The 14,016-nt window shown below is 50.2% G+C and carries 11 protein-coding genes; 8 read left to right on the forward strand and 3 right to left on the reverse strand.

The annotated features are described in order from the left end of the window. The first annotated feature begins 11 nt into the window (after nucleotides 1-11). The 7 genes from IEI95_RS01070 to nos all read left to right on the forward strand — a co-directional run bounded on the left by IEI95_RS01070 (nucleotide 12) and on the right by nos (nucleotide 7,391). Nucleotides 12-812 (forward strand): glycerophosphodiester phosphodiesterase, encoded by an 801-nt coding sequence (locus tag IEI95_RS01070; RefSeq protein ID WP_070167534.1) that lies wholly within the window; start codon nucleotides 12-14, stop codon nucleotides 810-812. After that, nucleotides 805-1,617: an inositol monophosphatase family protein gene (locus tag IEI95_RS01075; protein ID WP_070167535.1), complete on the forward strand. Its 813-nt coding sequence runs from the start codon at nucleotides 805-807 to the stop codon at nucleotides 1,615-1,617. The genes IEI95_RS01070 and IEI95_RS01075 overlap by 8 nt, the downstream gene beginning before the upstream one ends. A gap of 373 nt (nucleotides 1,618-1,990) precedes the next feature. Beyond that, nucleotides 1,991-2,320 carry an NUDIX hydrolase gene (locus tag IEI95_RS01080; protein ID WP_475559351.1) on the forward strand — a complete coding sequence of 110 codons (330 nt, stop codon included), beginning with the start codon at nucleotides 1,991-1,993 and terminating at the stop codon, nucleotides 2,318-2,320. Between the two features lie 10 nt (nucleotides 2,321-2,330). After that, a complete protein-coding gene (locus IEI95_RS01085; protein WP_070167537.1) occupies nucleotides 2,331-3,305 on the forward strand; it encodes a DUF4432 family protein in 975 nt (324 codons plus the stop codon). A 200-nt stretch (nucleotides 3,306-3,505) separates the two neighbouring features. Next, on the forward strand, nucleotides 3,506-5,155 hold the full coding sequence (locus IEI95_RS01090) for a Na/Pi cotransporter family protein (protein ID WP_070167538.1): 1,650 nt from the start codon (nucleotides 3,506-3,508) through the stop codon (nucleotides 5,153-5,155). 52 nt (nucleotides 5,156-5,207) lie between these two features. Beyond that, a complete protein-coding gene (locus IEI95_RS01095; protein WP_070167539.1) occupies nucleotides 5,208-5,648 on the forward strand; it encodes an aldose epimerase family protein in 441 nt (146 codons plus the stop codon). 504 nt (nucleotides 5,649-6,152) lie between these two features. After that, nucleotides 6,153-7,391, forward strand: coding sequence for a D-nopaline dehydrogenase (gene nos / locus IEI95_RS01100; protein ID WP_070167540.1), 1,239 nt, complete (start codon nucleotides 6,153-6,155; stop codon nucleotides 7,389-7,391). A gap of 425 nt (nucleotides 7,392-7,816) precedes the next feature. Here the strand turns inward: nos and IEI95_RS29715 are convergent, their stop codons facing one another. Then, nucleotides 7,817-8,512, reverse strand: coding sequence for a RolB family protein (locus IEI95_RS29715; RefSeq protein ID WP_139190089.1), 696 nt, complete (start codon nucleotides 8,510-8,512; stop codon nucleotides 7,817-7,819). Between the two features lie 440 nt (nucleotides 8,513-8,952). On the opposite strand from IEI95_RS29715, the gene IEI95_RS01110 reads away from it, so the two are divergent. Beyond that, nucleotides 8,953-9,567: a RolB family protein gene (locus IEI95_RS01110; RefSeq protein ID WP_070167541.1), complete on the forward strand. Its 615-nt coding sequence runs from the start codon at nucleotides 8,953-8,955 to the stop codon at nucleotides 9,565-9,567. Between the two features lie 499 nt (nucleotides 9,568-10,066). Here the strand turns inward: IEI95_RS01110 and ipt are convergent, their stop codons facing one another. Then, nucleotides 10,067-10,786 carry an adenylate dimethylallyltransferase Ipt gene (gene ipt / locus IEI95_RS01115; RefSeq protein WP_070167542.1) on the reverse strand — a complete coding sequence of 240 codons (720 nt, stop codon included), beginning with the start codon at nucleotides 10,784-10,786 and terminating at the stop codon, nucleotides 10,067-10,069. A gap of 705 nt (nucleotides 10,787-11,491) precedes the next feature. Then, nucleotides 11,492-13,759, reverse strand: coding sequence for an FAD-dependent oxidoreductase (locus tag IEI95_RS01120; RefSeq protein ID WP_032494182.1), 2,268 nt, complete (start codon nucleotides 13,757-13,759; stop codon nucleotides 11,492-11,494). Nucleotides 13,760-14,016: the final 257 nt, after the last annotated feature.

Raw genomic sequence — 14,016 nt, forward strand, 5'->3', positions numbered from 1 at the left:
AGGAAGAGAAAATGAACCCCCTTAGAATGTCGATCGAGAACATGCGTATAGGCGGCCACCGCGGCCACAGTGCGGGCGCTCCGGAAAACACGCTGGTCGCGTTTCGCAAGGCTTTTGAGTATGGCGGTCCGCTGACCACCTGCGAGACGGACCTCTCGATTACAAGCGATGGCGAACTCGTCCTCATGCATGACAAGACAGTCGATCGCACGACCAACGGTCACGGCATCGTGCACAAAATGACTTATGCTGAGCTCGCTAAGCTAGATGCCGGCAGCTGGTTTAATGAAAAGTTTGCGGGTGAGCAGGTACCGCGACTTCGTGATGCGCTCATACTCGCTCGAGAGCTTGGCATCATTTATCAGCTCGAACTCAAGATCTACGACCAGAACGACGTTTTTTTCCCGAAGCTTCGGGCGTTAATCGATGAGCTTGGCGCCGCGGACCTGTTGCAGTTCTCGTCGTTCGACTATGTCCAGCTCAGGGATGTCAAGAAAGCTATCCCGGATGTTCCAACGGTCGGCCTGATGCACTCTCGCCTTATCGACCCTGCGTCCCTTGCTCGCCAGGCCAATCTCGATGCCATGAATATCGAAGTCTACCATTTCGCCAGCGGCGAGGCCCGCCAGCTTCACGAAGATGGTTTCGCGGCCTTCTGCTATCTGCCGGCCGGCCACCATGAGAAATTGATGAAGTACGGCGTGGACGTCGAGTCTCAGGTCGTCCAGTGGGTCCGTGAAGGTCAGCTCGATCAGCTCCTCGGTGACGACGTCGCACAGGTCGCACGGTTGCGGGATCAGGCTCGTGGATAAGGCCATCACAGCAGTCTCTTCGGAGCAGGCGACCATCGTCGAGGGTATTGCGCGAGAAGCGGGAAACCTGGCCCTCTACTATTTCAAGAAGTTGGCCACCTTGCCGGTTGAAAAGAAGGGGCACCTCGACCTTGTCACCGAAGCCGACACACAGGTCGAAGCCCTGATTATCGCAAGGCTTCGTGAAGCTTTTCCAGACGATGGCGTTTTCGGGGAAGAGGGTGGCGAGATCACCGGGACTTCGGGTCGCATCTGGGTCATCGATCCGATCGACGGAACGTTCAACTATGTCCGCGGCGCCCAGAACTGGGCGGTGTCTATCGGGCTGTACGAGCACCGCCGCCCTGCCTTTGGCGTTATCTTCGCTCCCGCGCGCGATCTGCTGTTGATTGGTGGTCACGCCATCGTACCGCAACTCAATGGGAAGCCTCTCGGTCCATTGCCCGCGCTCGACATGTCTCGTGCATCGACTGGCTTCAGCTTTCATCCGTCGGTTTCGACGGCTGACAGGTTGGAGGTCCTGCGCTTCATCTCGGATGACCTTCGCATAAGCTTCCGCTTCACGGGGTCAGCGACGCTCTCGTTGATCGAAGTGATGATGGGTGAGACGGATGGCTACGTTTCTGTCGGCGACTCCACTTGGGACGTCATGGCGGCGCTGCCAATTCTCGCCGGCTTGGGCGTCAGTCACACGATCGATTGGGACAAGACGGAGCTTCCCCAGAAACTTCGTTTCGTGTGCGGCTCGGACGAATTTCTTAATCGAGTAAAGCCCGTGCTCAACAATCTCTCGGCGGCTGCCTAACCCTCGATCGCCTTGTACGAACGGTTGTCGCGCGAGAACACGTGCGACGCCCCTCACCATGAGACAAAACGCGCAAGCACCTCGTCAATCAAGGCGTTGAATAGTCGGGACATTCGTCGTCCTTGGTTCGTCAATCCTATAGCAATCTTGCATGACGAGAGTGTGAAAGGCCCTCGACTTGGCACACGAAAATACCGAACTTTCGCCATCGACGGAGTTTGCAGCCGTAGCCGACAAGCTTCCAAAAGGCGATGTCAGGACGCAATATGCTGCTATCTGCTTTCGACGCGTGCCGAGCCGAGACGGAGCGATCGAGGTCCTGCTGATCACGAGCAGGGACAGCGGCCGCTGGGTCATCCCAAAGGGATGGCCGATGGGAAAAAAGAAGCCCCACCAGGTTGCGTGCGCCGAGGCCTGGGAGGAGGCCGGGGTCAGAGGCCGTATCCACAAGAAGGCATGGGGTCATTACACCTATGTGAAGAAGCTGGATGACGGAAAGCTCGTCCCCGCAATGGTTCAGGTCCACCTGCTCGATGTGCAAGAACTTGAGACCGATTACCCCGAAAAGAATGAGCGCAGACTAAGTTGGTTCACACCGGCGGCAGCCGCTTCGTCAGTGAAGGAGCCGGAGCTTCGTGGCTTGATCTCCAAACTTGAAAACTATGGTTTTGCCGATGCGTCAGCGCTCCGCGCCGTGAAATGAGGACCAGTTGATGGACATGGATTTGCTCCGCCGAACCGCAGACCTCCGTTCGGTTGCCGACGCTAGGCTCTTAACACTGCAAGACGGCCCTGGCAGGGGACAACGTCTTATCGTTGCCAGGAATGGAGCCGGCGTCGGATTCGAGATCTCGGTCGATCGTGGTTTCGACTTGTCATCCCTGTCGTTCAAAGGGGTGAATGTCGGGTGGCACTCGCCCAATCAACTGCCGTTCTCGCCACATGACCCGGATTCGGAGGAAGGACTGGGCTTCTTCCGCAATTTCGATGGGTTCCTCGTGACCTGCGGTCTGGATCAGTACAGCAAGCCTCATGAGGCCGATGTTACGCATTACGGATATCCAAATTTCAAGACACGCCGCCTACCGCAGCACGGTCGGATCTCGTCAGAAAAGGCGCGACTGAATCGATACGGTGTCGACGTCGAGACACTGGTCATCATCTGCGAGGGAACCGTACGGCAATCAACTGTTTTCGGAGAGGTCTTGGAACTGCACCGCAAGATAACCGTGCCGGTATTCGAACCTGTCGTATTCATCGAAGACACCGTGACGAATAGAAGTTTTCGGCCATCCGACCACGCTATTTTGTACCACTTCAATGTCGGATATCCATTCTTGGACGACAGTTTGACGATAAGAGGGCTTCCAGAAGCTGTACTAACACAGATCAACTCGACCCCGCCGATCCCGCATGATGATTTCGGTGAGAAGGTGGATCATGTCGACTGCCGTGTGACTCCGCATGACATGCCAATTGTTCTTGAGAACGAGCGATGCGGTTTCTCGCTCTCCCTCACCTATGATCAACAAGCGCTCCCGAGGTTTGCTACCTGGCGTGCCTATCAGTCCGGCGTATTTGCACTTGGGATCGAACCTCGATCAGATCTTCGACCAGTCGACGGTAGCAAGCTCGGGCCTGGCGAAAGCCGTGGCTACAGGCTGCGGCTGGAGTTTCAATCCAAATGAGGGAGACGCCCAGACTACAGCTCATCGATGGAGGAGCCATGATTTCAGTCCTGTCGAAGCGGCGAGAGCGACAGGATGTTGGTGGACGGCGTTCCTCCCGCGCTGTCCACCACATGTTTGCTCGGTGCGGTTCCCCTTCGGCGTCAGGGGATCGCACATATGACCATGGGTCCCGTCAAACCGAAAGAGGGGATTAACTGTTGGGCTCTACGCTCGTCATGATCAATCTGTTCGGCGCTATCGCGCTTTTGCTGTTCGGCCTGTCATTGGTAAAGGACGGCGCCACGCGCGCGCTCGGAGCAAGGTTGAGAACGGGACTTGCGACAGGCACGCGCACGAGCCTGCGCTCCCTGCTCTCGGGTTTCCTTGCGACAGTCGCGTTGCAAAGTTCGACCGCAACGGCTCTCATGGTTTCTTCCTTTGTCGAGCGCGAACTGATCAAGCCGCGGATGGCGCAAGTCGTGCTCCTCGGTGCGAACATCGGAACAGCCGTCACGGCATGGATTGTTGCGACCGGGATCGAATGGGTATCCCCACTGCTGCTTTCGGCTGGAATCGTACTCCATCGGAGTAGGTCAGTCCCACGCCAAGGCGCCGGCGCGGCTTTGATCGGCGTCGCAATCATGCTGCTATCTCTTCATTTGCTCAGTAGCGCGACGGAACCACTTCGACATTCGCGGGCGCTTGCAGCTTTTATCGGCCTACTCGACAATGCCTTGCCGGTCGCAATGCTGCTTTCCGCGGCCATCGCATTCATTTCGTCATCTAGCCTAGCGGCCGTCATCCTTGTTCTGTCATTGGCCTCAACCGGGATGCTTTCAGGTGGCCTGACTGTCGCGCTCATTCTCGGCGCGAATCTGGGAGGTGCGATCCCGCCGGTGATTGCCACTCTGTCAGGTTCGGCCGCAGCCAAACGCGTAGCGCTTGGAAACCTAATTGTTCGAGGGATCGGCTGTCTCCTGACCCTTCCATTCGCTGAGCAGTTTGCAAATTTACTATCACTTCTGCCGCTACCCGCGTCAAAGCTTCCCGTTGATGCCCATCTTGCCTTTAATATTGCTTTGGCCGCTATAGCCTGGCCGTGCTCGCGCTTTCTATCAGCCCGGATGGCAAAAATCATCCCGGACAGGATCCAGCCGGAAAACGGACCGAAATTCCTCGATCAGGATGAACTTTCGACGCCGCTCGTTGCGCTCACCAGCGCGGCGCGGGAGGTGCTGGGCGTCGGCGATCTCGTTGAAAAAATGTTGTTGCGGGCTTCCAACGCCTTCGAACAGAATGATGCTGCGGGTTTGACTGAGCTTCCCGCGCTTGAGCGCCAGGTCGACCGAATACAACAGGAGATCAAGGTCTATCTATCCAAGCTTGGCCGCAATGGATTATCTGACGAGGAGGGCCGGCGGTCGATTGTCATAATCGACTACGCGATTAACCTCGAACATATCGGCGACATCATCGAAAAAGGCCTATTGCCTGAAGTGACTAAAAAGGTTGGTCAGGGCCTGAATTTCTCCGAGGATGGATTTGCTGAACTGCAGCAGCTGTTCCAACTCACCATCGATAATCTACGTATCGCTCAGACTATCCTGATGACCCGTGATGCGGGTCTTGCGCGACAGCTGATGGAGCGAAAGATCGATGTGCGCAGGATGGAGAAGCGATCGGCGGAGCGCCATCTTGAGCGTCTCCGGGCCGGTCGCGTCGAAAGTCTCCAGACAAGCTCCCTGCATCTCGACATTTTGCGCGACCTCAAACGGATCAACGCGCACATAACGTCGGTCGCCCATCCGATCATGGATGAGCAGGGGCTTCTCGGCGAAAGTCGCCTCCTTACTAGGATCGACCGGTAGCGGAGAAAAATTCAAGGTCTCCTGGTTAGCCACTAATATGAGAGAGAGAAGATTGCTCGGCACAAAGAACAACCCGGACCTAACATCGGTCTTGACGACAATGGTATCCGGCATCGATGCGATAGAGGTCCCCGGTCGCGGTTATCGAGCCCGGATTGCATTGGTCGGGGCGACACTTCTCGATTGGCGAACTGTCAGTGCCGATGGACAGGAAGGCGAAAGTATCGTCGACGGCTATCGGGATATCGAAGAGCTGCAATCGCAGAATGGCGTGAGGAATGGGATCCTTGCCCCGTTCAGCAACCGTATCGAAGGTGGAAAAATTCAGCTGGCTGGATCAGCCTACCAGATTTCGCCGGTCGCAGCGGTGGAGACAGCCGTCTACCATGGTTTTGCGCGCGTGCGACCGTTCAGGCTGCATAAGGTTGACTCTGATGGTGAAAACGTTCGAGCGGTATTGCGTCGTCAGGCTTTCCGAACTTTGGCAAGTTGAAGAGACGCCAATAGCGCGTCGACCGTCAAGCATCCAGAACGGGCTCTATGGGGCACGCACAAACAAACGAACGATCGAGTGAGTCTTTCACGCCCTTACAAACATACAAATATTCTAATAAATGCTCTTTTCTCTTAGGTTTACCCGCCAATATATCCTGTCAAACGCTGATATTTACAATTGATTACGGAAAATGACGAACAGATCAGGAGCGCAAAATTTAAGGCAGCCACGCTATTGACCCGGGCGATGACGTTGGACAAGCCGTTTTAATTTTGGGATGGATTGAACTTTAAAGTTGAAGGAGTCACTCAGCCGCCGGCTGCTAGAGCTTTAATGAGCTAAGCACATACGTCAGAAACCACTATTGTGCGTACAAAAGTCGCCTCAGATCACTGTCAGCCAGCAAGAGTTTCTTGCCACAACGCAACTGACGTTCCACATAAATTCCTTTCGGAACTCAATCAGATATCTCATATTCTCTCTCAACCAAAATATTCGACAATGGCTCTCGCTTCATCCTCAACTTCTCTACCTGTTCCCGCCGCAGGTCATCATCCCCTTCCCTTGACTGTAGGGGTCCTCGGTTCTGGTCACGCTGGGACTGCATTAGCGGCTTGGTTCGCCTCTCGGCACGTTTCCACGGCTCTGTGGGCACCAGCGGATCATCCAGGATCGATCTCAGCAATCAAAGCCAATGAAGGAGTCGTCACCACCGAGGGAGTGATCAACGGTTCATTTACGGTCTCAGCCTCTGATGATCTGCTCGCAGTTATTCGCTCCAGCCATCTACTGATTATTGTCACCCGTGCGGACGTTCACGACAGCTTCGTCAGTGAACTCGCCAACTTCAACGGTGAACTCGCAGAAAAGGATATTCTCGTCGTCTGCGGCCATGGCTTTTCCATGAAGTACGAGAGGCAACTGCAATGCAAGCGAATACTCGAGACGGATAATTCGCCCACAACGTCTAAGCTATCGGATAAAAAAAAATGTAAGGTCAACATTAAGGAAATGAAAGCTTCTTTCGGACTGTCGTGTTTCCCAATTCATCGAAATGATGTTGGCGTCATCGATCTACCCGAAGATATCAAGATCATCTTCGCCCAGCTATTTACGGCTAGGATCATCCCCATCCCACCATTGCAGGTGCTGTTCTTTTCCAACTATATCACTCATGCGGTTGCCGCTGTCATGAACATCGGAAGGCTGCGCGACCCTGTCAATTCCCTTACCAAAAGAGCTGAGCAGTGGCTTCTTGAACTAGACGAGCGAACCCCACGAGCCGAGACGGGCTTTTTCTTTTATGGTGAAGGATCCAACACTTACGTTTGCAAGGTCCAAGAGCAGATAGACCAAGAGCGCCGGAAGGTTGCCAAAGCGTGTGGGTTGCATCTCAATTCTCTCTTGCAGGAATGCAACGATGAATATGGCACTGATTATGCGACCCTAAGGGAATATTGCCTCGCACCATCACCTCATAACGTGCATTATGCATGCCCTGACAACATGGAACATCGTTATTTTTCTGAGGAATTATGCTCATTGGAGGATATCGCGGCAATTGCAACTATTACCAAAATCGAGATGCCCCTCACCCGCGCGTTCATCAATATTATTCATGCGGGAAAAGGAAACTTTCCGCCAACTGACAAAACATCCAGCGTGATTGGTAACTTCAGGTCAGGAGACTTGATCCGCTTTGGTGCCACCATATTTGTTAAGGACGAGAAGATGAAGTAAAGAAGACGTGCGCCAAGCAGTTCGTTCCAACCTCCTGTAATAAAGTTCCATAAGGCCGCACCCCTATCACCGTATTGCGATGCATCTAATATATTTTCTGTTGAATTATCATATTCATGTAATATGTAACGCGTTTTTTTCTTATCAGATGTGTTTTTTGTGCTTTCGACTTTGTTATTTTTATGTTTTCTATATTGATCTAGCAACAAAATAGAGGATGTTAATTTCGTATAAAAGCAAATTTTTTCCTAGAGGAAATCACCTCACACAGACATTCTTAACTACTAATTATCACATCCGGAATTACTTTATATTACAATACAAAAACCCCATGATATAATATAACGTTAAAAACACACTCAAGATTCAGTTAACATTAATATTTGAAAAGCAATACACATCCGCAATCAACACTCTGCGCTAATCTAACACCGGAAACAACTACCGTAGGACCACTTAGAAAGCCTCTCAACGCTGACAATCTTCGCATCTGGTACGAGCTTAGGCGACGGCGGAAAGGCCTCACCAAACGCGACAACTTCGCATCTAAACCGTGAACCTGGGATTGGGGCAAGAAACTTGCGCTGATGCATGCCATGGATTTCGAGAAGTGAATAGTTCGTCTTGAAAAAAGATAAATTCGGCAGGAAAGCGAAAAACGCCTCCACATCCTTCAGGGAAAGCCGAGAGCCAGGTGAGATCTGGTTGTGCCATTTCCATATCGTCTGGGATGTCACTCCGTCGGTGTAAGGCGATTCAGTACAGGCGACAAATCTGGAAGCCGTAGTGCACAAAAATTCTCCGCACTCCACAAACCGATGAATTTGGTCGGAACTACCGTAGACGTACCACAAATCAGTGCCGGGAAGCACTGAATACAAGGTGTCAAAAGAAGGACCCTGCAGACACGGCGCTTCAGAAAAATGCGATAACCTCCCGTCGGCTGCGCAAACCTTAGCTTTTAGAATTGATTCCTCCAACACTTTCTGAGCACTAGCTAATGTACTATTGATAAACCCTACATATGCGTCCCTAGATTCCCTAAGACGGAAATCTCCCAACGATGAATCAGATACAAATTTGACGTATCTCGGTCGGAACATTGGACGATTGTATTCCATTTCCAACTTGTAATTGAGAAGCAGAAAACTTGCCTCAGACGGAATAGATATCTTCTCTGAAATCTGAAATTTGCACCAAGCGCTCTTTAAAAAAGACAAACAATTCGTGCCGACGGTGGTCCACCGAAGAAAAAGTTGGGGCGTAAATGTCAAAAAGCAGTTCGGCGTAGAATTTGCCACATTCTGCGATCTAATTACCCAATCCACGACTTTTGGGACAAAAAAGACAAAAAATATGACACATTTTGCGAAAAATGCGCCTGATTGGAGAAATATTTCCACATGCGGCGACTATTGCGCGCTGATTGCCTGACGAGGCTACCAAGTGCACTCGTGAAAATGCTATCGAGTCGGCCACAATCGCTTGCCCATTCACTATAAGAACACGAATCATCACTCCATTTCTGTCACAGCCCCTCGGCAAATCGGCAATATACGAAATGACGGTTCCTACTTGGCAGGTTCGCGATCTTAGACGCATCCTACGAGTTAGTGAGTTGAGTCAACACTTGCGCCAGGCTCGTACCGATTTCAGATCCACCCTGTCACAACTCGTATACTTTAACCGCTCCGTTGTTAACCCAAATGAGTACGATGACGAGTATCTCCTTTCAGACCAGAGGCTCACCTATGTTTACGTCGATGAAGTAACAGCGCAATTGTGTGGTCTCAATCGCCTATTACCGTCCAACTCTCCGGCCTTCGGGACAGTAGCTACCGCAATGCCCCCATGGCTATTGGATCCACAAGAAATGAACGCAATCTTGCAACAGAGTTGCGGTCAAGGAGGCTTCGTTAATTACCACCACGGTCCGAGTACAAACGGCTTTTTTTTAGCGATCCTGATGAGCCAGTTGTTCATACGGATCAGGACTGATGTAATCCGCGGTCAAGGTTATGGTTGGTACGCCAGGCAAGGTAATTATGTTGAGGAAGGAGAGGATAACGAAGGTATCGAAAACGAGGAAGAGGAAGAGGAAACGAGAGAGTTCCAATTATCCGATCTCATTCACTATCCCATTGTCGCATTGGGATCGTGCCATCTCACACGTTAGGTGTCGCGGTTACCAGAAAACTTAATCTATCAACGCGTGCTTTGAATCTTGTTGTTTTTCATGTTTCTAATATCATCCAGTACCGAAATAAAATTCGTCATTTTCGTCTCTCGCAATGCAATTAATATGGTCTAAATACAGCAATTGTGGCCCAAACACATATTATTATTACTATTATTAGTCGTGCGTAATTTTATTTATGAAACGTCTCGTTTCAAAACTATGAGAATACAATACACAATGAAACACGCCCATGAACAATAAAACATCTACGAATACCAATCGAACATTCCATAATATACTTAATCGTATTTTATTATGCAAAGATAGATCTATCTTTGGCTTTGCGTAGCGGCGATGTTGCAGCCGAGCATAGCTGAGATACTCTTGGGCTATCCCTTCCACCAACTCGTTCTGCGATTTTTGTCTTCATCGGATAGGGCTGTTCGTCGTTGCCAATCGCAAACATAGCGAATCCCCAGGGCGCCAGGAGATCCTATTACATTCCGAACGGATGACCCTCGAATCCTTCGAAAGCGACTGCGTTAATTGAAGGGAATTCCTGCTCCTGCAGGCGAGCATACCTGAGATACTCCTGGGCTATTCCTTCCACCAACTTATCCTCCATGTCTGCGCCAAGCTGCAATAGCATATCGGGTGTAATCTGGTTTTGGCTAGCAAACAACATAGCATATCGATACCCATCGATCCCTTCCAGTATGGGCCTCAGTTGAGGCTGATTCCAAAGATGAACCAGCTCTTGGATGATGGAAAGGCCTGCAGCGGGGCGCAACATCTGCTTAACTCTGGCCTTGGCCGCTTTGATGAAGGTCTCCTCGTCTGCTAACTTGTGGCGAATAATACGCCAACGAAAATCGTTGCTCCAATAACTGCTCTGCACCATGCACTTGAGCAACGAGATAGATCCTCCCTCAAGAATAAGCCCACCGTGAGCCTCATTATTATAAACCTCCGCGATCAGCCTCTCGTGAGCTTGCTTGGCTGAGATGATACCCTTCACCAGAGGCTGCTCATCAAGGTATAGACGGGTCGTGCCCTTCAGTTCTTCCACTGTTGGTCGTCCGCTTCCGGTTGACAGTTGAGGACAGCATTGGATCCGGTCGAGAGAAAGGACTGGCTGCCCGGTTTGCTGGGCAAGAGCTATCGCGGTCGATGTCTTTCCTGTACAAGTTGGACCGAAAATTAGACAGAGATCCATAAGTGTTTTGCGATATCTTGAATACAAATTGATATTTTTTTGGTTCGAGAAGTGTATCATCACAGGCTGTTATATTGTCTTCCTCGAGATTCCTTATTGAAGAGCAAATGGCTTTAGCGTCTCTCCAAAGGGCAACTTGTTTTTCAACAAAGTGTGGGGCACGGCTGTTTCCTTGAAAGCAATTTGTCACCAACGCAGGCGCCTTTAAGTCAAAATAAGGCTGACTAAATCAGCACTATAGAGGCAGCTATTCATGCCACTTGAGGACGTTTTTCCGCGCTTTACTGCCACTTGTCTGCGCTGATTAATCATCATTGCTGGCGAGAGAGTGAAATCGTTTGTAATAGTTGATTAGGTGAGACGTCAAAATAAGGGCGACTATTTCATATTTGACTTAAATATGTCCATATTGTTAGGCACATATGATAGCAATTCCTTAACAACGGTGTCTATTATTTACTTCTTGCAGTCGTTGTCATTGTGACAAAATAAAAGATATTCTATATTTGTAATAATATTACCATTTCAATAAACGCGACAGTTGATATTTTAACTATACCTCAACATATTACTGCGCACTTCAACATAATGGAAGTTAATAGAATTACAGAAATTTTATTTACACCATCATATTCGTTGTTAAAACATCAAGATTCATTAATAGCAATTTATAAAACGTGCAATACTTGTAACAGGATACGCAGATTAATTTCTATTGCGGTAGTTATATCTCCTCCAAGAGTGTTCGAGAGGATTGTCCTTTGCTAAAACACCTCCACAATTGTGGATAATTGCACAGACGGCATTACACGCGGTCTGAATAGCGCCCTCCACCCATCCACCGGTGAAGGAACAACTGCAACCCGCCAAGTAAACTCCAGTATCATTAGTCATGTCCAGCGCTTGAAAGAAAAGTTCTTCAGAATAAAAATCCTCGCCACGCCGGTTGAGTTTGAAAGCTCCGCCGGCATTCTCGTCTGTAAGCCAATCATGTTGAACAACATTTTGGACGTAATCAGCGCAAGCGGGAACTAAATGCCGGGCAAACGCCGGGAACGATTTCGAAATTGCGTCCCGTAGCAGACATAATCGCTCTTTTTTGTCGGGGACCGCCAATAGCTTGTGGGAGTCGTCCTCCCATGTATAACTGATGAGCACCAGACCTTTACCGTTCGGATCCTGCGGCTCATAGTCCAGACAATACACTGCTTTTGCGACCCCGTCCATGAGGACACAGGACGGGAGCATATGGTCAAACCAAAATTTACGTTCAGTCAGCAGGAACAATTTTGAAGAGCCCGTCATGTGGCTGTTATCAACGGCTTGGTTCACTGGTGCACGAAAAATGGTGGTATCGGATGTCAGACGATGCCTGAGTTGGATATTTGCGAGTCCAGATGTAACCACCACCTTATCATAAAGTTCAGATATCCCGCTCTTAAGCCTTATCTTTATTTTTGTCTTTTCCTTCTCAACCGCCCTGACTTGAACATGGCGTATACGCTGGCTTACAGACACGCCATTAACCACTTGAGAGGCGATCCGACGTGGAAGTTCTGAGATTCCTTCAGAGCACATACGCTGATTTTCTTCATATCCGTTTATGACCAAGCGAAGGATCTCAATAAACCCGCTTTCAAAAACTGGACCAAACCCGCCAGATCCTATTCCCATTAGCTTGAATAGGTCCCAATCATGAGGGAAACTCCATGTTTCACCACCGGGAGGACGCGTGCCCAGAAAGATCCTCTCTATCGCTGAAGAGAACGACTCCCTCCCGAAACGGTTCAGCCAAATTTGCCAGGCGTCATGAGCCCGCCTAATGTCCCCTAATTTCAAGGCCTCAGTGATAGCATCAGGCGAAGCCAACACAATATCTCCCTCAAGGAAACCGTCCTTCAAGAACGCATGCCACCCGCTATAAACGCGATGGAACAACTTCGGTGGCTGCTGCCCGGCTTTCCACATGTATCGGCAACCCTCGTAGACCAAGTCAGTGTCGACTGTGCCGGGATTTGGGAACGGCCTCATCGAAGACAGACCGTACCGCTCGAGGAAGAAAAACAAGCACGATGCAGCAGGAGGAAATCGCATCGCCCCCATTTCGGCCACGACGCTCGGAGCTTCCTTGAAAGCATGTGACCAAAGCTTGCCTCCAACCCGATCACCTGCTTCATATATTGTAACATCGTCTACGCCAGCATGAAGCAGTTCGCTTGCCACCACGAGCCCGGAAATGCCAGCCCCAATGACCGCTACTTTTGGCCTGGGAACATCTTCTGGAAAGAAGCCGATCCGCCCACTATCTGAACATTTGTCGAGAAACAACCTGTAGTCGTAGAGCAAGTCGATCGTTGGAAAGGACCCTGCCGAGGCTTTCAGCATCAGGTTTCGACCATAAGCTACCATGTCAAATGGTACTGCCTCTTCAATGATTACGGTAAACCCGGTAACGCTTTTCAACAAGCCTTCTTCGTACGGCGCCATTTGCAGGGTTCGGGAGCGGGCAGTCTCAGAGATTGAAATGGCCACGAAATGACTAAGGTCGCTGGGTGCACATCTTTTACCACTCAGCAAATTCATGGTTTGGAGAAGTTGAGCTCTGGAGATATCCATGCAAGATGGTGCAAGGTCGATGGCAACGAGACCACTCACTCTTGTTCGCACCGAAGCTTCTGGTTCGAGTATCCACCTCAGAATTTCCTCGCCAACATAGATGTAAGCGGAGAGGACTGCGACCCTCTGACCGGCTGAGATCTCCGGAAAGCGACCGTCGGCAAGCCTTTTGCAAGCTAACCCAGCGTTGCACTCGCCGGAAATTTGACTAATTCTTCTTTCCCTCGAAGCTTCTCGTTCTGAGAAGGCTGCGGCAACGCGGCGGTCCAACTCATCAGCCTTGTCGACCATTATCAGATCCACAATTTTGGTAGAGAAATGATCGCATTGTTTATCAAGAAGAGATGAGGCTGACATTGCTAGGGAAGATTGGTCTTTGTGTAGATAACTAAAGACATCAACCGTTTCTATTTAAGTTGAGAATCGGGGAATACTGTGCATTGACATCCCAATGGAAAGCGACAATTTTGGCGTTTTTCAATAGAATATTCACGCGGGTCCACCTCGCCGCTCAATCAGGTTGAATATTGATTGATACAATACTGTTTCCGTTTGAAAAAGTGCCCTTAATACCTCCAATAATTCGCATCATACGCCGTGATTGGGAAATTCCC

Source organism: Agrobacterium vitis (genome assembly GCF_014926405.1).
GTDB classification, from domain to species: domain Bacteria; phylum Pseudomonadota; class Alphaproteobacteria; order Rhizobiales; family Rhizobiaceae; genus Allorhizobium; species Allorhizobium vitis_H.

What these genes read in the sequence shown, in the direction of transcription:
- IEI95_RS01070 (WP_070167534.1), top strand. Translation starts at nt 12, where the DNA reads ATGAACCCCCTTAGAATGTCGATCGAGAACATGCGTATAGGCGGCCAC.
- IEI95_RS01080 (WP_475559351.1), top strand. Translation starts at nt 1,991, where the DNA reads ATGGGAAAAAAGAAGCCCCACCAGGTTGCGTGCGCCGAGGCCTGGGAG.
- IEI95_RS01085 (WP_070167537.1), top strand. Translation starts at nt 2,331, where the DNA reads ATGGACATGGATTTGCTCCGCCGAACCGCAGACCTCCGTTCGGTTGCC.
- nos (WP_070167540.1), top strand. Translation starts at nt 6,153, where the DNA reads ATGGCTCTCGCTTCATCCTCAACTTCTCTACCTGTTCCCGCCGCAGGT.
- IEI95_RS29715 (WP_139190089.1), bottom strand. Translation starts at nt 8,512, where the DNA reads ATGGAATACAATCGTCCAATGTTCCGACCGAGATACGTCAAATTTGTA.
- IEI95_RS01110 (WP_070167541.1), top strand. Translation starts at nt 8,953, where the DNA reads ATGACGGTTCCTACTTGGCAGGTTCGCGATCTTAGACGCATCCTACGA.
- ipt (WP_070167542.1), bottom strand. Translation starts at nt 10,786, where the DNA reads ATGGATCTCTGTCTAATTTTCGGTCCAACTTGTACAGGAAAGACATCG.
- IEI95_RS01120 (WP_032494182.1), bottom strand. Translation starts at nt 13,759, where the DNA reads ATGTCAGCCTCATCTCTTCTTGATAAACAATGCGATCATTTCTCTACC.